We start from the raw sequence: 22,108 nt of genomic DNA on the forward strand, positions 1-22,108 counted from the left end.
TCTATGCAAAATGAGTGCAGAATTCGAGTATATGAGCGGTTTTGGTAATGAATTTGAAACCGAAGCCCTACCCGGCGCCTTGCCTGTCGGTCAATTTTCACCACAAAAAGTAAAATACGACCTTTACGCCGAGCAATACAACACAACGGCTTTCACTGCGCCGCGTGCTGAGAACCGCAGAAACTGGTTCTACCGTATTCGACCGTCGGTTGTTCAGGGCGATTACCAGGTTATGGACAATGGTCTGCTGCGTACAGCCCCAATCACGGAAGTACCCACGCCACCAACCATGTTGCGCTGGAACCCAGTCGAAGTCCCTGCTGAGAAAACTGACTTTGTCGACGGCTTAATCACTATGGCTGCGAATGGCAGCGCTAACGGTCAGGCAGGTATCGGTATCCATGTATACGTTGCCAACGCTTCTATGGAAGGCCGTTATTTCTACAACGCCGACGGCGAATTGCTCTTTGTTCCTCAGCTGGGTGAACTGGTACTACACACTGAGTGTGGTAAGCTGGCAATTAAGCCTGGTGAAATTGCGGTGATCCCACGTGGTATTAAGTTCCGCGTAGAGCTACTAAGTGAACAGGTTCGTGGTTATATCTGCGAAAACTATGGTAATCCTTACATCTTGCCGGAACGTGGCCCTGTTGGTGCAAATGGCTATACCAATGAGCGCGATTTCCTTTACCCGGTAGCTGCATTCGAAGATCTGGAAGGTAATTTTGAACTCGTTGCTAAATTCAATGGTAACCTGTTCCGTTGTGATATCGGACATTCGCCACTTGATGTCGTCGCCTGGACAGGTAACAGTGCCCCGTATAAGTACGACCTTGCCCGCTTCAATGTCATGAATACGGTGAGTTTTGACCACCCTGATCCGTCAATTTTCACTGTTCTGACGTCACCTTCGGGCACACCTGGTGTTGCAAACGTCGACTTTGTGATCTTCCCTCCACGCTGGATGGTGGCAGAGAATACCTTCCGTCCTCCATACTACCACCGCAACATCATGAGTGAGTTTATGGGTCTGATTGAAGGCGTATACGATGCCAAAGAGCACGGCTTTGTACCCGGTGGTATGAGCTTGCACAACTGCATGTCTCCGCATGGTCCTGAAGCTGATGTCTTTGAAAAAGCATCTAACGCAGAGCTTGAGCCACAGCGTTATGAAAATACGCTGGCCTTCATGTTTGAGTCACGCTATGTAATTTCACCTACTAAATATGCATTAGAAGGTAAAGAGCGTCAGCCGAATTACCTTGATTGCTGGAAAGGTATCAAGAAGTATTATCAAGGTGCCTAATCGAGCTTTGTGAATACAATTGAATACGCTGAGCCGGATAAACTCCTGCTCAGCGTTTCTTATTTGAGCCAAATACTCTTCTGGTCTTCTTATTGGGATCAGGTGAACGTCGTGAAATAAAGGATCAAACATGAAACTGTATACTTATTTTCGTTCTTCTGCTGCATATCGTGTTCGTATTGCATTAAACCTGAAACAACTGGATCATGAGCTTGTTCCAGTAAACTTGCTGAAATCAGAGCAGCAAGGCACTGATTATCTGAGTAAAAATGCACAAGGTCTGCTACCTGCACTTGAAACTGAACAAGGTATGCTGGCACAGTCGCTGGCTATACTAGAGTGGCTTGAAGAAACCTTTGATGCAACGCCATTATTACCAGATGACGCCTGGCAAAAAGCTCAGATACGCAACTTTAGCTATGCTATCGCTTGTGATATTCACCCTATTGATAATCTGAGAGTGCTAAAGTATTTGAGTAATGAGCTATCAGTCTCAGACGAGCAAAAAAATACCTGGTATCAGCATTGGATAATTGAAGGCTTTAAAAAACTGGAGGTTATACTGGGTGATGACGCATTTTGCTTTGGTGATACGCCGACGCTGGCTGACGTTTGTTTAGTACCGCAGGTCTACAATGCCCTGCGTTTCAAAGTTGATATGAGTGAATTCCCTAAAATCACTCGCATCTACGAGCATTGCAACACACTCTCTGCATTTATAGATGCAGCGCCAGAAAATCAACCTGACGCACCTCAATAATATGTAGCGAAGGAGCGCGGAAATATGGCGCTCCTTTCATTTCATATCCTACTTAAGCGCACTATGCACCTGATCCAAATGAGTTAATAAATCGTGTCCAAGATCGGTCAGGTAACCTCCGTCAGGTTGATCGATGACCCCTTTCGCATACAAGCGCTCGGCTGCTGCCAAAATACCCTGATCTGCATTTTTGTGTATTTTTATCCCCTGATGCAAACTACTGCGTGGAAACTTCACCAGTAGCTCTAGCTCAGCCATTAGTTTTTCATCAAATGCCATAATCCCTCCTGAGACCTAATAATAGGCCCAACTTCTGCATGTATTTTCTCGGCCAGACAGCAATAAGAAGCTTGCCAGCACATTACCAATAGCTAAGGTATATAGTACATTAGCTTACCAACTTAAATTTAGCTTGAACTGGGAGTTATGCCATGAAAAATCGGTCAGTTTGCTTTTTATTTACATTTTTTTTGATTCCACTCAAAGGACTTGCCTTTAGTGACGAGACAAATCTATACCTCGAGCAACTTCAGCCGGTATGTTGGTATCAGGATCTTAGGTACACTCAAGGCGCAATCATTAAGCAAGTTGATAAACTTTATGTCTGCGGTCATCGCTATGCAAATCAGCCACAAAGTCCGCTGATGTGGCTCAAGCTTGATGAAAACGGTGACCCTGTCAGAGTAGAAATGAAAGGTAAGATCAGGGTACACTAAGCACTTTGGAACAATGAGTAAAGCGTTATGAGCGGATCACAACCCAATAACCCATTACATGGGGTCAAACTTCAGGACATAATCGAACGTCTGGTTGAACGACTCGGCTGGGAAGCAATGTCTGAAGCGGTAAATATCAATTGCTTCAAAAAAGATCCTTCAGTGAAATCGAGTCTGAAGTTTTTGCGTAAAACACCATGGGCAAGAGAAAAGGTAGAAGCACTCTATATGGATACTTTTCATGGTTTTAGCTGGCCCGAGATTAAGACACACTAATACAAGCGTTCGTAGGCAGCTTTAATACGACTAATGACACTCTGGGGGACTTTCTTATTGCAGGCAAAGTAGAGTTGAGTGTTCATTTTATTGAGCGTCATCACACGCTCAAGCTCACCGCTCATAGGCTCGCTCTTACTCTTATGGTCAAACTGAGCGTCGCTCAGAATCACCAAATCAACGATATCTCGGCGCGTGGCAAGTAACTGAAATATTTTATCAAATGACTGGATTAGCAAAAGCTGTTGACCTTCAGAAAAACCGTGGCTCTTGAGATATTGGTGACTAAAGTTATCTCGAATAACAGCTATTTTATACTGACGCGCTTGCTCCAGGTTATCGATGCGAATATTTGCTGTCTTAAGGGCGTAAAAGGAGGTTGTAAAACCGCCAATGGGGAACACCCATGTAAATAACGCATTCCGATGCTTACTTTTGGCAATAGAGAAAATACAGGTGTTTGAATCGCGCTTTGCGCTGTTGTAAGAGATACTCCAGTTGTCTACCGACAGCTGATAATCAACTTCTGCTTCATTTAATACTTTAATGACTTTTTCCGCAGCATGACCAACCAACTCTCCCTCTCCATTGACATATTGAAAATGCGCGAAGTTTTCCGTAACCAGAGTCAGTGTATAAGCGTGTGCAACAACACTCCCTAGCATTAACCACGGGTAGAATAGCCAGTGTACCAAGCATCGCTCCTTTGGTTTTTTCTTAACTTATAAATTTTAATATAGGAAAATATTCGGATACTGTGAATAGAGCAAACGGTTAAATTTTAATTAGAATGGTTGGAGCATAACGGGGGAGTTACAAGATGAAAGAAGGCAAAAGCCTTCTTTCTCTGTTTATTTAGCTTTTGTTGATGGCATCAATCAGAAAAGCTGACAATTTTGCCCCTTCTCGAAGCGTCGTTTCTGAGCTAGACGAACCCGCCAGTGAGCTATCTGTAAATGGCGCGATTTCCATCATATCAGCACCCGTGATCGGAAACTCTTTATTCAGTGCCGTTAAGATAGTCATTGCTTCATCAGGTGTCATGCCGCCTGATTCAGGCGTACCCGTTGCGGCAGCGAATTCTTCATCCAGTGCATCAATATCGAAACTGACATACAGCTCATCGACTTTATCCTCTTTAAGCTGTTCAATCACCTGCTCTACGATGGCATTTGCACCCTGCTCACGAATCTCATGGGCCCAATGTTGCTTGACGCCAAATGTGGACTCCCAGTGAGCTTTACTTTTACCACTGGAACGTATCCCAAACTGAATAAGGTGATGCGGCGCAGGAAGAAACTCAAGAATATGTGTACACCAAGAACCAAAACACAGATCAATTCCTAAACGCTCAACGAGCAAATCAGTATGTGCATCAAAGTGAATGATGGCAGTGCGCTTACCCTGATCCCGCTTGGCTTTAAGATAAGACTTGGTAAGAGGATAACTGATCGAATGATCACCACCGATACCAAAGATCCCTTTTTCAGGGTAGTGTGCATAAAAACCATCACATACATCTTCAGTGATAGAAAGCGGAGACACGTGGTATTCACTATTTTCGTCCTGATACAAAGCCTTCTGACAGTTGCTGATGGTTCCCTCATTGAGGTATTTATCATGCAGCAAATGAGGAATAACCCGGACATCACCCAAATCAAACGCGCTGACTTGAGGCTGCTGTGTCAATAGTGTCGAGCGAAGAAATAGCGGTCCCCAGTTGGCACCTCTTAAGATACCACCACCACAGTCTGAACTGATCCCCAAAATGGCTGCTTTGTACTCGCTATCAGCCAGTGCATTCAGTGACGCTTTCCAAAGAGGTTCAATGTTTTCTGTCTGTCCGTAAAGTTTTTCTCGCAACGCAGCTTTTCTTTCTTTTGCCGTGTTGACAGTAAACACGCCGTCACCTGGGGGACATAAACAGTTTTCTATTTTCTGATGAAATTTTACCTTGCTATCACTCATTGAGACCTCCTCAGTCAACTGCATAAACATGCCACACCGTTACTTAAAGAATCATTGTTAAATTTACAAAGTCAGTGTGCTCAGTTAGAGAAAGGCGTCATTCGCTTTTCATAAAAAAACCAAGCCACTCTTTATTTTTCAATTAGTTACGGATATCAAGTGGACTTTAAAACGATAATATAAATTGTACTGAAGTCGGTATAACATGGCTGAGAGATAAGTCAACCGCTCCAGCACTGACGATAGCAGCCAGAGCGATTGAATATGCAGGCTAAGTGTTTGCTTATTCGTATTTTCTTGGCTTTTTGGTTTTGATTGTTGCAATGTATCCATGCCAACTTGCATAGGCCAGCAGTGGCATAATTACGATAAATCCGGCCGTTCCAGTCAAAAAGCCCACTATGACCAGAATACCTATCGTTGCGCCCCACACTATCATCGCTGCAGCGTTAGATCGGACGGCATGAATGGAAGACACCACCGCAGTCATGATATCAACACGACGTTCCATCATAATCTGAGGTGTAAACGCCGAGATCGCAAACACCGTCACCACAAGAATACCACCGACCAGAGTCCCCAGGCCCAGAAAGGCGGAAAGCTGTTCAAAGTTGGGGTTTGGTACATTTGGATATAAAGCGTGGATCAATGCCGCAAGGCGCATCCAGACTATCATAATAACCATAAGCAAAATCGCAAACCCCCATTCACCGGCCGGGTTTCTAAACATGCTTTTGAGGCTATGACGGAGGGTTGGCTTATGGCCTTTCTCTAGCTCCCAGGCTACATCATATAGCCCGGCGGCAAATGCAGGACCTATCAATGCAAATGCAACAGCCGCAGGCAAAATCACAAGGTGCGTTTCAACTTCAAACGCAAGCCACATAATGGCAGCAGGAATTGTTGTAAAAACCAGTCCATAAATTAAACTGAGCAAAGGTGCTCGGGCAATGTCTTTAAAGGCGAGTGCGAGCCAATGAAACGCCACAAATGGGCTTAGCTTGTTGCTTTCAAAACAGCGGGCAAACTCGTTGTGCTTGTCTATCGATTGTGTTGCAGGCATAGTAGGTATTCCCCATTTGCTTTCTCCTTATTAAGGTTTAGAAGACAGTCGACAATGTTGCAAGCAATCGGTTAATTTCAATTAGCTCTGTGTTTACAGTTTGGCGTTTAAATGCCGATATCTAATATCAGCGCAAGATAAACAACCCTTTGTTTCATTGAGGCTTAAACATAAAATAATTGCATAAACCCGGGCTCACGGGGGTATTTCACTAAAAGACACAATTGTAACGCTCAAAGGCCAGACTAAGGACATTCGTCCTGTACTTAACTGCAGGTAAAATTGACCATTGGGCTTTAGAACTACACAAGGTTTATTTATGGAAAAGGTATTTCACCTGGGTCTTTCAAAAGCAGATCTAAACGGTGCAACACTGGCTATCGTACCCGGCGACCCAAAGCGCTCAGAGCGGATCGCTGAGCAACTGGACAACCCAAAGTGTTTAGCTCAAACACGCGAATTTCACGTATATCTTGGCGATATAAACGGCCAATCTATTGTGATATGTTCTACTGGTATCGGTGGACCATCGACGTCAATTGCAGTTGAAGAACTCGCTCAACTTGGCATCAATACCTTTTTGCGCATAGGTACCACTGGCGCTATTCAGCCACATATCAATGAAGGTGATATTCTGGTTAGCACAGCTTCCGTACGCCTTGATGGTGCCAGTCAACATTTTGCACCACTTGCATACCCTGCTGTTTCTGATTTTCACAGCACTTCAGCCATGGTGGAGGCCTGTGAGCAGCTAGGTGTGACCTATCATACCGGTATCACTGCTTCTAGTGATACTTTCTATCCTGGTCAGGAACGCTATGATACTTTTTCTGGTTACGTGCCAAAAGCGTTCCAGGGTTCATGTGAAGAGTGGCAAAAGCTCAATGTTATGAACTATGAAATGGAATCAGCGACACTATTCACTATGTGTGCAGCGTTAGGATTAAAGGCAGCTTGTGTAGCGGGTGTACTGGTTAATCGTACACGCCAGGAGATCCCGAATGTCGACCATAAATTGGTAGAGAAAAACGCAGTCGCCGTTGTCATCAAGGCTGCCGAGATCGTACTGGAAAGAACAAAGTAGGCGCCAGCCTACTTTAGTTCTATCACATGATACTGCAGTTCTAACGCGTCGTTGAAACTGCTTATCACAGCTTCTGTCACAGCCCTTTGGTTCTCTCTTCCTTTTGTTTCTACCAAAGTAGCTCGTTCAAGCTTTGCCTCTGCCAGGATCTCACCGCTCATTGCCAACTGACTAAGCGCACTCTGCATAGGCGATAGGCTTGGGCTGTATGCTGCATTCTCTATGTAACGCCCATAAAACCGCTTGCCGCTCGTTGTCACCAATTCTGCCGCCGACACATTTTTTGTATAAGGCGCATACACTTGACTTAAATGTTTAATTAACTCTTCGGACAGGCCATCTATGTTCTGTATCTCGATAGATTTGCTGCCAAACAGCGCCTCCTGATTGCCAAGATCCGTCGGGCCAAAATCACCTGGAAGCAATTGAGATAAGCTCGTTTCTCCGGTTGGTAAGGTGATTTTAAGCTGTTTCGCATTTTTCAGCTCATTCATAAACTGGCGACAATACCCGCATGGCGCAGCAGTAATGTCCATACGAGTGATTTCTTGAGCCCCATTTAACCAAGCATTGTTAATTGCGGCTTGTTCAGCATGAACAACCAATGAAAGCGCCCGGTGAGAAAACTCAAGGTTAGCCCCTAAGAAATAGCATTCAGTGTTTTTGTCATAAGCAACAGCACCAACCAAAAACGATGAAATTGGTGCCTGAGCAAAGCTCGCTGCATAAGGTAACAGGACTTGACCTAATTGCGTATTATCACATCCGAGAAGAGACTTAATGTGGTTCTGAAGGTCGGGGGTGAGTACCCCGTTAGCGGATTTGCACACTTCCAGTACGGAAGGATTTAACTTGTTGTCAGTGTCTACCATATATCATTATTATTCGCTCAGACTTATGTCTGAGCAGCGCTTTTTTGCGCTTGTTTCATGGCAGACCAGTTTACGCTCGAATTAGCTTTTACTCAACCATTCCTTCGCACTTTTGAAGCACTCAAAATTTTCTGCATTGATGCCAAACCGCTGCACTTTCTGTAAGAACAAATCGTGCATAAACCCCTCAATACCGACGACTCTGGCGATTTTCATGTTTTTAACATGGTGTGCTACCTTGGGCATGATGTTAACGACATCAATCGCCGCAAATCTATGCTCAAGCTCAGAGACATCCACCAAAAGTTTACTGCTTTGGTGCTTTGAGGCATAACTATTTGCCGCTTTATAGGCATTGACGACATCATCCACCCCAGCTTTACCTCTGAGGGTCATCATGATTAGAGTTGTCGTTTCATCATAAGTGATACTGGTAGAAAGCGTTGACATTGTAGCCTCTGACTATTGCTTAAACTCGTGTTAAGTGCGTTTACAAGGTAGCAGGGCATTCTAGTTAAATACGAATTGATGTCAACAAATCAACCATAAAAAACTAGATAAAATCAAAAAACCAACCCTTTTGGGTTGGTTTTTGTTATTACACAATCTAGCCATTGTTGCAGCAATAAAAATTAACCCGTATTTCTTATTCCTGCAGCAATCCCCATCATAGTGATCATCAATGCACTGTCCAGATCTGGGTTGGCCTTATCCCGAGTACGCTTAAGCAGTTCTACTTGCAGTACATTGAGTGGATCTGTGTAGGGGTTGCGAAGCGCTATGGACTCTCGGATCCACGGCTGCGCCGATAGCAACGAGCCCTTAGGAGCATACTTTTCTATAAACTGCGTTGCTTCTTTCAATTCATCGCGTAGTAACTTACCTAAAGGCTGCAGCGGTGTTGGAACTAATCGGGCATCATAGTATTCGCTTAACCATAAGTCGGTTTTACAAAATACCATTTCCAGCATCTCTAATCGCGTTCTGAAAAACGGCCATTGCTCACTCATCTCCCCCAGTAGTGACTCTCCATGTTCCTTAACCACACTTTGTATTCCGGCCAATGCACCAAGCCAGGCTGGTAGCATAAGGCGATTTTGGCTCCAGGCGAATATCCACGGAATGGCGCGAAGGCTCTCGATACCTCCCTGTGGCTTGCGTTTCGCAGGACGTGAGCCCAATGGCAACTTCGCCAACTCAATTTCGGGAGTTGCGGCTCTGAAATAAGACACAAAGTCTGCATTGCCACGGACAAAATCACGATACTGATTACAAGACTGTTCACTCAGCAATGCCATCGCATCGCGCCAATCCGACTTAGGCTGCGGAGGCGGATAAAGGTTGTTCTCAATAATGGCACTGGCATAGAGTGACAAACTTTGAATTGCGACCGGCGTAAGACCAAACTTAAAGCGGATCATTTCACCTTGCTCCGTCACTCTCAAACCATGACTCAGTGAACCCGGAGGCTGAGAGCGTAACGCCTGAGCAGCAGGTGCGCCGCCACGCCCTATTGTGCCTCCCCGGCCATGAAATAAATGCATCTCAACCTGGTATTTTTCGCCCACATCAATAAGCTGCTCCATTGCCAGATACTGTGCCCAACCTGCTGCCATCATGCCAGCATCTTTAGCAGAGTCAGAATAGCCGATCATCACGTATTGCTGCTGTCCTACGTGCCCTTTGTACCAGCTCGAGTCGAATAATTGCTGCATCACTTCCTGTGCGTGATTCAGGTCATCCAACGTCTCGAAAAGTGGCGCCACAGGCAGTTTAAACGGACAGCCACTTTCCTGAAGCAGCAATTCCACGGCCAGTACATCTGACGCTTCTCTGGCCATAGAGATAATATAGATACCCAGCGCAGCCCTGTCCTGCTTAGCAATCACGGCAAACGTGTCCAGTACCTCCTGAACTTCTTCGCTGGGTTGCCAGTGTTTAGGCAGCAAGGGACGCCGGGAAGAGAGCTCTGAGAGCAAAAAAGCCTGCTTGTCCTGCTCAGACCATTGTGCATAATCTCCCAACCCCAGATAACGTGTAACCTCAGACAATACGTCACAATGCCTTCCCGAATCCTGACGAATATCCAACTTACATAGCTGAACTCCGAAGCATCTGAGCCTGTGCATCACGTCCAGCAACATACCGTTTGCGACCACTTCCATACCGCACTCGGTCAAAGATCGATAACAGACAGCCAGCGGAGCCATGAGCTGCTCTGTCGAACGGATTTTGTCCTGATGCGAGCAGGGCAACGATTTAATCTTATGTTCCAACGCCAATATCGTTTCGTTCACATCAGCTTTTAACTGCTTTAATAAAGCTCGATATGGCTCTGCATGGTCTCCCGTAAGCTTTCTTAACTCCTCATTTGCAGGTGCCATTGATAATTCTGAACTCAGCACGTCCAAATCGCGATAGTACAAGTCCAGCGCCATCCAGCGGCCATGATCGAGGACACTTTGGGTGACCTTTGCGGTGACGTTTGGGTTGCCATCTCTGTCCCCACCCATCCACGATGCCAAGCTCACAGGAGCGTAATCTTCCGGCAGACTTATACCGAGTTGCCCTTCTGCCAGATGGGTTAAGGTCCGCGTAAACTTGGGTACCGCGTCCCATAAGCTGTTCTCAATGACCGCAAAACCCCATTTTGCTTCCTCAAGTGGCGTCGGGCGTTTGTTTCTGATTTCATTGGTATGCCAGGCCTGGCAGATCAGTTGTTCAATTCGAGAAATCACTTCAGTGCGGCATAAGCTGCTATCCTGACAATCAGCCAGTTCTGATAAACACTCACTGAGTTCGACGTGCTTACTGATCAAAGTGCGGCGCGTCACTTCTGTCGGGTGTGCTGTTAAAACCAACTCAATGGACAGATTCTCTATAACGCTGGTCACGGTTTGACGATCGGTATCTCCCTTGGTTACTTTCGCTGTCACCTCAGACAAGGTTGTTTGCAGTGTATCAAAGGGCCCTTGCGGACAACCGGCGTCTGAAATCGTGTGCTGCTGCTCAGCAACGTTGGCGAGATTCAGGAAATGGCTAAATGCGCGACATACGGGTAATAGTTCCTCGTCTGGCAAGGATTGCAAAGTCTCTATTAACGTCTCTCTTGCCTGCACATCACCACTGCGAGATGACTTGGCCAGATGTCGGATCAACTCAACTTTTTCAAGTACCTCAGCCCCCTGGGAGTGAGCGATAGTTGTGCCCAGTAACTCACCAAGCAGGCTGACGTTTCGTTTCAATTCTGTATATTGCTGTTGCATAACATGCTCCCTGAACAAATTTCATTCATCTCAATATACTGACTATAAAACGAAAAAGAAAAGATACTTTGATGACACCCTGACGCGAAAAGTTATAAAAAACACCTATTGCAATTAGTTATCATTTGCAATTGACTTATTAAAAAAGATTAGTGATAATCATTCTCAATGAATCTCGAGACACCTTTATTCTCCGTTCAGGGCTTCATTAGACGTTGATCTGCCAGTGGCTTTTTCACAGGAAGCATTGGTAAACGTACTCATTTACTTGCTACATTGCTCATATCAGTGACGGTTGATATGTATCAGAAAAGCCCGAAAGGGCTTTTTTTATTATGCCTCAATCGCTTATACTAGCCCCTTTGTACAACCACTCGCTAAAACAGTCTCAACTCCAGACTGCTATACTCAGCATCTGCTGCAAGGCGATTTGCTAAATCGTTACTATGAAATGGTGCAGTTATAGCCATATCGCAAAAAACCATCGAACCGATTGTGAGGCATTGTTCGATGCTGGGATGTCCATAGCGGCAAATAGTGTCTAATTTAGTTAGCTCAACTGGCTATCTATTTGCGCTAATTTGGTATTATGTTTGGTGACTTACAACATAGGTTATTAAGGAGAACGCACATGTGGCATAAACTTACTTACGCACTGGCCCTTTCGGGTTTGCTTGCTGCCGCTCCAGCTGCGAAAGCCGGGCTGGAGGAAGGCATAGCGGCGGCGAATGCCGGGCAATTTGATGTTGCACTCAAAGAGTTCAGATACCTGGCTGATATGGGGTTTGCGCCTGGCATATACGAGTTAGCTAAAATGCATGAAGGCGGATACGGGGTGCCAAGAAACCCCCGAAAAGCCGCTGAACTTATGCAACAAGCTGTAAAACTTGGCAGTGCCGATGCCATGTTTTCACTGGCTGTAATGTACGACCAGGGCCAGGGCGTTAAACTTGATAAACAAAAAGCGGTTGATTTGTTTAATGCCGCGGCCAGAAAGAATATGCCCGCGGCACAGTTTAATCTTGGCGTCATGCACGCCAATGGAGATGGGGTGACCCAGGACTACAACGAGGCTAAATTCTGGTACGAACGAGCGGCGGCGAACAACTATACTCTGGCGATGTTTAATCTTGCCCTTCTCTACTATCAGGGCCTTGGCGGCGAGAAAAACATACAACGCTCATATATTTGGAACACTCTGGCAGAATACAACGGTTACCGCCCGGCCGCAACGAGTCGCAGACTTGACGAAAAAAGCATGTCACGCTCACAACGCGAAGATGCTCAGGAAATCGCCGACAGTATTTATCATAAAATTCAGGCCGGAACCTATATTGCAGGTTCGCAAATCACCGAGGATTGAACATCCATTATCTAATCCCGCCAAAAAATAAGCCGCAATAGAGCGGCTTATTTTTTATGACCTCTGTTCTTTGAGGTTACTTAGTAGCCGAATACTCTGCTGCCCACCACCATAGTAAGCGTTGTGATGACCACAATCGCGAACAGGTTCATAACAAACCCTGCCTTGATCATATCGCGAATTTTGATCTCCCCCGAGCCAAACACAATGGCATTGGGTGGTGTTGCCACTGGCATCATAAACGCGCAGCTGGCAGCCATCGCAGCAGGAATCACCCAAATTAGTGGAGTACCAGCAACTTGCTCAGCAACAGGACCAAGCAGAGGTAAAAAGCCTGCCGCCGTCGCCGTATTGCTGGTTAGTTCAGTTAAAAAGGTGATCAGAGCAGCAACCGCCAGCACACCAAGGATTAGAGGAATAGCACTTGCACCCGCCAACATATTGGCAATATATTCCGCCAGTCCGGAGCCTTTGATTTGGGACGCCAGCGTTAATCCACCACCAAATAGCAGTAATATTCCCCAAGGAACCTGTTGTGCCGCCTGCCAGTCCATCAAACGCGTGTCGCTGCCGCCTTTTGCTGGCAGCACAAATAACAGTAACGCAGCTGCCATCGCAATACCGGTATCCGTGATATCCAGGCCCGTCAAACTGGTCAGATAAGGTCGAGTGATCCAGCTTAGCGCAGCAAAGATAAACACAAAGAGTACGTTTTTCTCCGCCAGACTCATACGACCCAGTTCACCCAATTGCTTTGTAAATATCTGAGTCAGGTCGGTATCCTTGTTGCTCTTTTGGACTTTGAATGCAAAACGAGTTAGCCACAACCAGCAAAGCACAATCATTCCAAATGTGAAAGGTACCGCCATAATCATCCACTGCGCGAAGCCAATCTTAATCTGATAGTTTTCCCACAGGTAAGCAACCATGAGCGCATTAGGCGCCGTGCCTATTATCGTACCTACGCCTCCCAGGCTCGCGCTATAGGCAATGGCCAGCAACAGAGCAATACCATAATTATTGTCCTGAGACTGATTGTCTTTTAAAACATGTATAACAGATAGTGCAATGGGCAACATCATAAGCGTGGTGGCTGTGTTGTTGATCCACATAGATAAAAAGCCACTCACCAACATCATCGCCAGGATTTGCATTTTGGGATCATTACCACTTCGCAACATAGTATGCAGCGCGATTCGTTTATGTAACTGCCACCTTTCCATGGCAATCGAAATCAAAAAGCCGCCAAGAAATAAGAATATAAGGGGGTGTGCATACAAACTAGAAGCAGACTTGATGTCATTAATACCCGCCAACGGCACTACGAGTAGTGGTACCAGAGACGTAGCTGGAATAGGCACAACTTCGCTCACCCACCATATTCCCAACCAAACAGCTAGTCCGGCTGTGCGCCATGCTTCGACACTCATCCCCTCGGGCGGGGCGGTAAAACAGGTCAGCAACATAAAAGCAGGACCGAGCAGCAAACACAGCCGATCGGTCCAGAGTTTTGATTTTTTTAAATTATCCATTCTTTATATTTTTTACCTGGATTTAACACTCGGTGTCTATTATGCCAGTAAAATAAGTACAGAGTATGGAAAATCGCTTTATTGTGCCGATATCGACAACGTCATGCCGCTGGCACTTTGGTAACCCCTTATCCCGATGTTCCAGGTACCTGTATTTGGCGCACTAAACGTACAGGTTTCTGAGTTACCGTTTTTGTAGGGTCGACAATCATAGCTATTGTCACCCACCTGTGTGCCGAATTTAACATATAGATCGCCATCTCCCACCCCACCGGACAAGGTCACGGTTAGAGTCTGATATCCATTTCCCAATTGCTGCGTAAAGTTGATCCACTGGCCTTGTCCAACTGACAAATTACTCTCTGTCCGATTGACAGGTATCGGCGTACTGCCCCCTTGCTGATATTCTCCAACAAGCGTGACATTCTGTATTTCGTTCCAGGCTTCCACCATCACATAATAGGTGCCTTCGGCCGCTGAACTCATGCTGCAAGTTTCATTACTGCTGGAAGTTGTGCTCTTGCAGTCATAGCTTTGCAGTGTTGGCCTTGAACCATATTTCACGTAGAGGTCAGCGTCGCCGGAACCTCCTGAAGTTTTAAACACCAGGTTACTGCTGCCAGCTGGCACCTGAAGTGAAAAGTCGTGCTGAGACTTAGCGGTGCCACTGATGCCTGTTTTTGGCACACCATTTTGTAGTTTACCTGGATCCGGGGGCGGTAAATCTCCGGCATTCTTACCCATTTCAGCCAAATAGGCCACGGCCAGTTTAGCAAACTTGCTCGCATGAGTGGCGTCAAAAGCCGTATCATTGATAGTGTGTATCTTGCGGTTTATCTCTGACATACGTGACTCAAATGGCATTGAAGCTGCAAACCCTTGCGCAAACCAAGACGCATGATCTGAACATCCATACCCACACTGGTCGTAGCCGTAGCTTAAGGTCGGTAAATATGCGTCAAGCAATTGCGCCAGAAACTGATTCTGACCGCTGTTGGTATAGTCCGTCATCATGACGATGTCCTGACTGCTACCATTATTACCGGTCATATCAAACTGCACCATGCCAACCACATTTTTTCCCTGAGACTTATAGTCCTGTGCAATTGCTTTGGAGCCCCTTAAGCCTACTTCTTCCGCTGCAAAGCCCATGATTTGGATAGTCCTTTGGGGCTTATAGCCAGAAGCGACAAGCGCTTTAAGTGCCTCAGTCAACACTGCTATACCAGATGCATTATCGTCGGCGCCCGGTGCTCGACCTGCCGAAGGGCTGGACTGATTGATAGAGTCTAGGTGACCACCAATGATCACAATTTCGTTTGCATTTTCAGCACCACTAATCGTTGCCACGACAGATGACTGTGACCAGCTATGCGTATAATACTCAACATTAATGTCACTGCGTGATTGAGCAATTGTCTGCCAGTTCTGCTTTATCCATTGCGCAGCATCGACGCCCGTTTGCTGGGTGTAATAGCGATTGTGAAACGAAGTCAGATTGGTGACTGTGCTGTCCAAACTCGACGTGCTCACCTCAGCTATCATGGCATTTACCATCGTCGGATTGTCAATCGTATAGGCCTGCAATGGCTGGCTGTTGAGCGCACCTTGCAGGTCGGCAAGATACTGCTGGGCTTCATATTTGGAGGCGTGCGCTACAAACCCGCCACAACGATGGTAGTTTTCATGCATAAAATGACTCAGCTCGCCGTGCTCAATCTCATTAAGCTGGGCAATACTGATCCCAGGTACGGAACTGGCCTCAGCCTCGATATGCCTGCCTGTCAGCAGGTTTTGCAATTGATAATGCTGCCCTGCCATCGTGTCTATGGTTATCCAGGGTTTATCAGCTTCAGACGACGTATTTGCAAACACCGCGCTCTGAGTGAAAAGTGTAAAGTTCACAGCCAACATAAGGCTCAGGATACGAACGGATCGTTGAGTTGTCATCGCAACACCTCTATGTGATTTAGATAAATGAGCATCAAAAAAGGGAGCGACATGCTCCCCTATTTAGCGGTTAATTGGCTTTAATATTCACCGTGACATCACTCGCTGCTGAGTAGCCACGTAAATCTATGTGCCAGGTGCCAGCTTGTGGATTGTCAAAGGTACAGCTTTCAGTGTTGCCATTACGGTACGGTCGACAATCATAGGTAGACAGGGTCGATTCACTGCCATATCTGACATATAAATCCGCGTCGCCACTGCCCCCATTTATTGTGACAGTAAGATTGGAGTAGCCAGCCGCCAGATCCTGAGTGAACCGAGTCCACTGTCCCGAGCCGATGTTGACGTTCGTCTCGGTACGGTCAATCGGTGGCGTACCAGAACCGCCACTGGTAAAGGAGCCTGTGAGTGAAACACCAGAGATCGCATTCCAGGCTTCGACCATCACGTAATAAGTGCCAGCCTGAACCGCGCTGATATTACAGGTTTCGTTGCTGCTTGAAGACGTGCTCTTACAATCGAATGCTTGCAATGAAGGACGACTACCGAATTTAACGTACAAATCTGCGTCGCCAGAGCCACCTGTGGTGACAAAGGAAAGATTGCTGGCATCAGCCGGCACTTCCAAACGGAAGAAGCTTTGAGCTTTAGACGCACCACTGATCCCGGTACGGGCAACGCCATTGGTCAATAGCTCATCCTGTGGTGGTTCAGTTGTGCCACAAGAGCTACCCGGGCTTAACTGGGAGGTTACACCCACGACCGCTAATGCATCTTTAACGTCACCGTGGTTGTAACCAAGATCACAGGCTGCATCCATTACGCCATTACCGGCAGTGTCCCAGTCGGTATTCGCCGTCCAGTAAAGCTGATTTGCTTTCGCCATGACGATGAATGCTTTCTTGGTATCCCAGCCTGCTTTGTTTGCCAGCGTATAAAACGCTTTATTAAACACACCTGAGCTGTGGTGCACGTCCATACTGGATGTATAGTCTGACTGATGGCCAATTGAGTTTCCGTCTTTAGTGGGATCGTCCATATAGCGCAGCGCTCCGGTCGATTTGAAGATTTCCTCACCAACCATCCAGTCATTGCTGCCTTTCATATAAAACTCGGCGGCTTCACCTGCCATGTCAGAAAACGCCTCATTCAGGCCACCTGATTTATAGCGATAAACCAGTCCTGAATTTTGCTCTGTGAAACCATGGCTGACTTCGTGTGCAGACACATCCAGACTTACCAAAGGGTAGAAGCGATTTAGTCCATCACCAAATGTCATTGCACTACCATCCCAGAATGCATTTTCATAGTTGTTACCATAATGAACGCGCATTTTAAGCTGAAAGGTTAATGGCGCAGTGCCCAGCCAGTCGTTATACATATTGAAAACAACGTTGCCAAAGTAATGGGCGTCATTCAAAGGTGAATAGGCACCATTGATTTCCTTAACTGTGTTCTCTGGACAAGTAAAACTGTGTGCCGTTGAACCGCTGCTACCATGATTGAGGTTAATGGTCTTTACATTGGCGTTGTTCATTGTGCAGGTATTGCCTGACTGAGAGACATCGAGATGGCCGTAATCTGTGCCGTACTGATAACGACCCGTTTTTTGGTTACCACCTGGGCCTGTCGCATTGGCATGCTGAATATTATCAAACTCCATCAGCAGCTCACCGCTATTGGCATCAATAATTTTGTATGGACGTGAAGGTGACTTGCCATAAGTTACATAGGTCACCTCATAAACAAGTCTGGCGGTTGATTGCTCATCAAGCCAGATCCCTAGGCGGTTGGTTTCATTATGCTTAGCCAGTGCCACTTCGTTGTTACTTTGTTGCACCGCAAATTGCTTCTCTAGCTGACTTTTCATCACCTGCATTGACATTTTCGGTGTTACTGAGTCCAGATCAGCTGCTATTTCATACACTGCCGCACCATGCGCACGTTTAAGTGCACCCGCGCTGTTATAAGTTAAGCTGACCGTGTCACCAATCACTGGCAGGCCTTTATACATTTGCTGATAGCGTTTAGTCACTGCGCCACTGGCATGCGGGTATGATTTCAGCTCAACCAGCGTATTGTCGGCGCCCAGGCCAACAAGCAGTTCTGGCTGTGCCGACAAAACCGCCGGACCGGCAGATTCTAGCATTGAAGAAATGGTATTGTGTGTATTGAGGAAGCGCTTCTGAGCAGCATTTGCCGTGCCAGTAGTCAACACCAGACCGGCAACGGTTGCTAAAGCTATTTTTGATAGTTTCACTTAATTTGCTCCATGATTACTTGTTGTTTTGTTTAGCGAACGGTCTTTTTACGACCAAATCGCCAAGCACCCATTAACGAGTGCGCAACATGAAGACTAGTTAGAAAGCTACAAAAATAAACTTCTATTAACTTTTGATTGTTTTAATGTTTACAAACCCATATCGATAAACATTAGCTTTATTTACATCTGGTTAGATGACAAACTCGACTACTCTGTGGCTCCCTTCAAGCAATATATGTAAGGATTATGTTACACATGAAGTAATATTAAATTCTACAGTGTTCGATTACAATTTGAAAAACCACAAATGATACATTATAACAAAACAGGTTTTTAGTGTTAACTGCCACTAGTCTGTACTTTGTTTACATACACGGCTGGCTGAGATTGATTCAGCGATCAGAGACCAGCTGAGGGACGTTTCCTTAAGTGCCAACAGGTTTCCTGGGTTAGTTAAGAAACATAATTGTCTTTCATTCTCCTTTGAACGCAGGAGGAGCTCAACGGTTGCAAACGCAAAATCATCATTGCCCCGCTGCGCTTTGAAATCTAGGGAAAGTAGTTTTACCAATTCGGCTTCTGGGTATAGCTCAGCAATGACAGCTGCGACTTCTTTTTTCCCTTGCGCCTGCGAATCTTTCAGTGCAGACCCAATCTCTTTTGCTATACCCTCGTCTATTGCGAACCCAACTGCGATACCAACCGGTCCCATCGCCCCAACTAACATTGGGCCGGCGGCAGCCCCCCTGCCCTGATAGGTAACGCCAGTCAAATGGTTATTTACCACGGGGACCTGAGGCACAGATGAGCAAGCAGTCAGAACAACTAACAGTACAAAGAAAAAAGGTTTCATTTTAAATACAAAAAATAGAAAATTGGGTGTATTCATTATAAGAACTATCATAGATGCTGCATAGGCCAGCAGAAGTAGAAGTTTCCTTCAAAGACTGACATCTAATGACAAAAAACTGTACATGCCTTCCCGAGTTCAGTGGCTGTTAGTGAGGTCCGCCTCAACACCTTAAAATGAGTGAGTATATTGTAACATCAGCTGCTTTCCCTGCTGAGGGACACGGCCATCGAACACTCTGGGGTCGAATGCGTTGGTCTTTTCATCAAAGAGGTTTTGCGCTTTGAGTCTGAGTTGCTTATTCGATGCGATATGCCAGGTAAGTGTTCCTCCAATCAGCCAATGTGCTTTTTGCTCATAGTGCTGAAAATCTGGGTCATCCGGAATTAAGACGGGGAAAACTTTAACCTGAGCTCGCCAGACGCCATTGAGACCCACCTGAAAATGGCCAAACTGATGATTAAGTTGCCAGGAACCAAACCGCTTATAACTAGCGCTAAACGGATCATCAAAATGCTGGGTATAGTTAAATTTGAACCAGCTAGATTCGCTGAGTTCAAAGGAGGCACTGGCTTCAAGCCCCTGCATTGTCGTAGAGTAAGAGTTGCTGAAAGTAAAACGGCTTTGTACCGCATCGACGGGTTCAAGGCTGATAAAATCATCCAGTTGGTTCTCAAACAACACTAAATCTACTTGCCAGCGTGCGTGTTCCATATGCCAGACCAGCTCCGTGGTTTTAATGTTTTCCGACTTGAGTTGCGGGTTCCCTCGGGTAATGTCGTCATTTGAGTTCAACTCATTACTAACCGGTATACGAAAAGACTCACCATATTGGATTTTTAACACATGATGTGGATTAACCTGGTAAACCATTGCAAAACGTGGTGATAGCTTGTTGTCTATATCTATAAACTCATCAAATCTTAAGCCCGTGAATACAGTAAGCTGCTCATTCAATTGATATCTCAATTGTAGGTAGGCAGCATAAGAGTCAAAGTCCTGCTTCAGACTGTCAAATGCCGCAAACTCATTCAGAGGCTGAATGCCGCCCAGGTAAAAGTCATCTTCTAAAATAATTTGTCCGCTGTCTGAGTCATAATGTGAGGTATATGTACCCGCCTCTGATTGCTCTTCCAGTGAATATTCCAGTCCCCAATGTACCATCACATCTTTACTATGTTGGTAGGCCAAATCCCAGTTTAACGTTAAATCTTCAGACTGCCATTTGGGTCCATTAAAGAAGTCCTGTTGCAAGCCTAGCTCTTCTGCTGTGGCAATAAGACCAGCACTATCAATATCATGTTGAATGAAGCTTAGTGTGAGATCACTCTCTAAGGCGTCTGTTAACGAGGTCTGATGAGAGAGCTTTGCACCCAGATTACGACTGGTATGAAAATTTTCCTCACTGTAACTGGCCAGATTCATAAACTCATCCAGCCTTGTCCTGGTCAGGTGAAGTGATGCACTGAACTCACCCCACCTTGCACCCAGCTCTACAAACACATTTGACTGAGGGTCACGCGCCTGCTGAGTATCATAGGTTTCACCTGCTGTTTCATAAGCACTTACATTAGCATAAAATGCCTGTTTAGTACCGTGGCCGTTACTGTAGCTCAGTGAAGCTTGTTTGCTCTGGTGTAAGCCAATGCCAAACTGGATTTGACGGTCTGACTTACGCGTCACAATGTTCATGACACCTAAAAAGGCGTTACTGCCATAAAGTGCCGAGCCGGGACCGCGAATAAACTCGACTTTCTCAACGACTTCTACCGGTATAAAAGGCGCATAAACTGACGCCTTACCAAAAGAGGCATCATTCAGGCGCTGGCCGTTTAACATTACCAGAATATTGCCGTTATCCAGAAACACGCCCCTTGCATGCTCTTTTGGCACACTGCCAACCCAGTCACCCCGAGTAGACTGGAAACCCGGAACGAAGTTCATTAACTCGTAAACGTTGCGAATGCCTAGCAAAGAAATCTGTTGCTGGGAAAACAGCGTAACACTGGAAGGCACAGATTGTGCTGTCTCAGAAGTTTTACTGGCTAGCTCCACAGTTACATCCATCAACTCCTCAAACGTCAGCTCAAATAAAGCTTCCTCGCGAGCAAAAAGCGGAAAACTGAGCAAAGCTATACTCAAAGGTAACAGAATCTTTTTCATATTCATTCGCTCAACGACGCATTCACACATAAACAGTTGCCATGTAACACAAAAATCAAATATTGATTTTGTATCTCAATTTTAATATTACGCAGACAGGAACAGTTCGCAAGTTTTTTGTGATTTTTTAGTAGGTTATTGAAACAGGTTAGTAAAAAAGCGCGAGGAAGGATAGCTAAATATGAATATTTATTGCATATTTAACAAATATTAGAGTAGCTTATTTTACGAGGGGAGAAAGCAGTACACACTTAGCTGCACTGCTTCTGACTGGATTTAGGCAACCGCCAGCCTGCGTTTCTTAAAGTACTTGTACAAACCGATTAAAGATGCCGCGATCCAGAATAACTCAATCACAAAACTTGCTAAGTTGAAATTATAGCAAAGACTGATAAGCAGCAAAATGGCACCACTGAGGTTCATCATATTGTACTTAATGCCATCGGGACGCACTTTGTCCAACTGCAGCAAAAAGAACGCACCAACTACCAAGAAAGTGCCCGTCATACCAATGATATCAAACAATATATCTATCATGTTTTTGTCCATATAAAATAGGCTCACCCAAACACGCTGGCCCGGATCCATGGGTAGGGTGATTTTCAGTCTTTGAAACAGCACAAACCTTACCATGATAGGTGGTATGCAATCACGAGCACAGGATAAATGTCCGTTT

Annotated in this window: 19 protein-coding genes; 6 read left to right on the plus strand and 13 right to left on the minus strand. The window is 45.7% G+C overall.

What is annotated here, in order from left to right; all coding sequences use genetic code 11:
* The first annotated feature begins 10 nt into the window (after window positions 1–10).
* On the plus strand, window positions 11–1,306 hold the full coding sequence (gene hmgA, locus CWB98_RS02455) for a homogentisate 1,2-dioxygenase (RefSeq protein ID WP_138543386.1): 1,296 nt from the start codon (window positions 11–13) through the stop codon (window positions 1,304–1,306).
* Between the two features lie 130 nt (window positions 1,307–1,436).
* A complete protein-coding gene (gene maiA / locus CWB98_RS02460) occupies window positions 1,437–2,066 on the plus strand; it encodes a maleylacetoacetate isomerase (RefSeq protein WP_138543387.1) in 630 nt (209 codons plus the stop codon).
* A gap of 48 nt (window positions 2,067–2,114) precedes the next feature.
* On the opposite strand, the gene CWB98_RS02465 is transcribed toward maiA, so the two are convergent.
* Complete coding sequence (locus CWB98_RS02465; protein ID WP_054016710.1) at window positions 2,115–2,345, minus strand: TIGR02647 family protein; 231 nt, start codon at window positions 2,343–2,345, stop codon at window positions 2,115–2,117.
* A gap of 152 nt (window positions 2,346–2,497) precedes the next feature.
* On the opposite strand from CWB98_RS02465, the gene CWB98_RS02470 reads away from it, so the two are divergent.
* Together CWB98_RS02470 and CWB98_RS02475 are read left to right on the plus strand one after the other, a co-directional pair.
* Window positions 2,498–2,782: a DUF1496 domain-containing protein gene (locus CWB98_RS02470; RefSeq protein WP_138543388.1), complete on the plus strand. Its 285-nt coding sequence runs from the start codon at window positions 2,498–2,500 to the stop codon at window positions 2,780–2,782.
* Between the two features lie 27 nt (window positions 2,783–2,809).
* Entirely contained in the window at window positions 2,810–3,058 is a 249-nt protein-coding gene (locus CWB98_RS02475) for a VF530 family DNA-binding protein (RefSeq protein ID WP_138543389.1), read from the plus strand.
* On the opposite strand, the gene CWB98_RS02480 is transcribed toward CWB98_RS02475, so the two are convergent.
* The 3 genes from CWB98_RS02480 to CWB98_RS02490 all read right to left on the minus strand — a co-directional run bounded on the left by CWB98_RS02480 (window position 3,055) and on the right by CWB98_RS02490 (window position 6,089).
* Entirely contained in the window at window positions 3,055–3,753 is a 699-nt protein-coding gene (locus CWB98_RS02480) for a substrate-binding periplasmic protein (protein ID WP_138543390.1), read from the minus strand. The two genes, CWB98_RS02475 and CWB98_RS02480, sit on opposite strands and share 4 nt — an antisense overlap.
* 160 nt (window positions 3,754–3,913) lie before the next feature.
* Window positions 3,914–5,026, minus strand: a complete 1,113-nt coding sequence (locus CWB98_RS02485; RefSeq protein WP_138543391.1) for an arginase family protein — start codon at window positions 5,024–5,026, stop codon at window positions 3,914–3,916.
* 283 nt (window positions 5,027–5,309) lie between these two features.
* The gene (locus CWB98_RS02490) at window positions 5,310–6,089 is read right to left on the minus strand and encodes a DUF2189 domain-containing protein (RefSeq protein ID WP_138543392.1); all 780 of its coding nucleotides are present in this window, start codon (window positions 6,087–6,089) and stop codon (window positions 5,310–5,312) included.
* 319 nt (window positions 6,090–6,408) lie between these two features.
* Here CWB98_RS02490 and udp point away from each other — a divergent pair, with 319 nt between their 5' ends.
* On the plus strand, window positions 6,409–7,173 hold the full coding sequence (gene udp / locus CWB98_RS02495) for a uridine phosphorylase (RefSeq protein ID WP_054016716.1): 765 nt from the start codon (window positions 6,409–6,411) through the stop codon (window positions 7,171–7,173).
* An 8-nt stretch (window positions 7,174–7,181) separates the two neighbouring features.
* Here udp and cdd read toward each other — a convergent pair whose 3' ends face one another.
* From cdd to ppc, 3 genes are all read right to left on the minus strand, one after another.
* The gene (gene cdd / locus CWB98_RS02500; protein WP_138543393.1) at window positions 7,182–8,045 is read right to left on the minus strand and encodes a cytidine deaminase; all 864 of its coding nucleotides are present in this window, start codon (window positions 8,043–8,045) and stop codon (window positions 7,182–7,184) included.
* 81 nt (window positions 8,046–8,126) lie between these two features.
* Window positions 8,127–8,495, minus strand: coding sequence for a hypothetical protein (locus CWB98_RS02505; protein ID WP_138543394.1), 369 nt, complete (start codon window positions 8,493–8,495; stop codon window positions 8,127–8,129).
* Between the two features lie 182 nt (window positions 8,496–8,677).
* On the minus strand, window positions 8,678–11,311 hold the full coding sequence (ppc, locus tag CWB98_RS02510; RefSeq protein WP_138543395.1) for a phosphoenolpyruvate carboxylase: 2,634 nt from the start codon (window positions 11,309–11,311) through the stop codon (window positions 8,678–8,680).
* Window positions 11,312–11,942: 631 nt separating this feature from the next.
* On the opposite strand from ppc, the gene CWB98_RS02515 reads away from it, so the two are divergent.
* The gene (locus CWB98_RS02515) at window positions 11,943–12,674 is read left to right on the plus strand and encodes a tetratricopeptide repeat protein (RefSeq protein WP_138543396.1); all 732 of its coding nucleotides are present in this window, start codon (window positions 11,943–11,945) and stop codon (window positions 12,672–12,674) included.
* A gap of 80 nt (window positions 12,675–12,754) precedes the next feature.
* On the opposite strand, the gene CWB98_RS02520 is transcribed toward CWB98_RS02515, so the two are convergent.
* The 6 genes from CWB98_RS02520 to CWB98_RS02545 form a co-directional block, all read right to left on the minus strand.
* Window positions 12,755–14,206, minus strand: coding sequence for an SLC13 family permease (locus tag CWB98_RS02520; RefSeq protein ID WP_138543397.1), 1,452 nt, complete (start codon window positions 14,204–14,206; stop codon window positions 12,755–12,757).
* Between the two features lie 78 nt (window positions 14,207–14,284).
* Window positions 14,285–16,156 (minus strand): M28 family metallopeptidase, encoded by a 1,872-nt coding sequence (locus CWB98_RS02525; protein WP_138543398.1) that lies wholly within the window; start codon window positions 16,154–16,156, stop codon window positions 14,285–14,287.
* A 70-nt stretch (window positions 16,157–16,226) separates the two neighbouring features.
* Window positions 16,227–18,416, minus strand: coding sequence for a M4 family metallopeptidase (locus CWB98_RS02530; protein WP_138543399.1), 2,190 nt, complete (start codon window positions 18,414–18,416; stop codon window positions 16,227–16,229).
* A 352-nt stretch (window positions 18,417–18,768) separates the two neighbouring features.
* Complete coding sequence (locus tag CWB98_RS02535; RefSeq protein ID WP_138543400.1) at window positions 18,769–19,272, minus strand: hypothetical protein; 504 nt, start codon at window positions 19,270–19,272, stop codon at window positions 18,769–18,771.
* A 168-nt stretch (window positions 19,273–19,440) separates the two neighbouring features.
* Window positions 19,441–21,432 carry a TonB-dependent receptor plug domain-containing protein gene (locus CWB98_RS02540; protein ID WP_138543401.1) on the minus strand — a complete coding sequence of 664 codons (1,992 nt, stop codon included), beginning with the start codon at window positions 21,430–21,432 and terminating at the stop codon, window positions 19,441–19,443.
* A 276-nt stretch (window positions 21,433–21,708) separates the two neighbouring features.
* Window positions 21,709–21,969 (minus strand): CBU_0592 family membrane protein, encoded by a 261-nt coding sequence (locus CWB98_RS02545; protein ID WP_054016744.1) that lies wholly within the window; start codon window positions 21,967–21,969, stop codon window positions 21,709–21,711.
* Window positions 21,970–22,108 lie beyond the last annotated feature (139 nt).

Origin of the sequence: Pseudoalteromonas rubra, from assembly GCF_005887115.1 — a bacterium.
Classification (GTDB): Bacteria; Pseudomonadota; Gammaproteobacteria; order Enterobacterales; family Alteromonadaceae; genus Pseudoalteromonas; species Pseudoalteromonas rubra_F.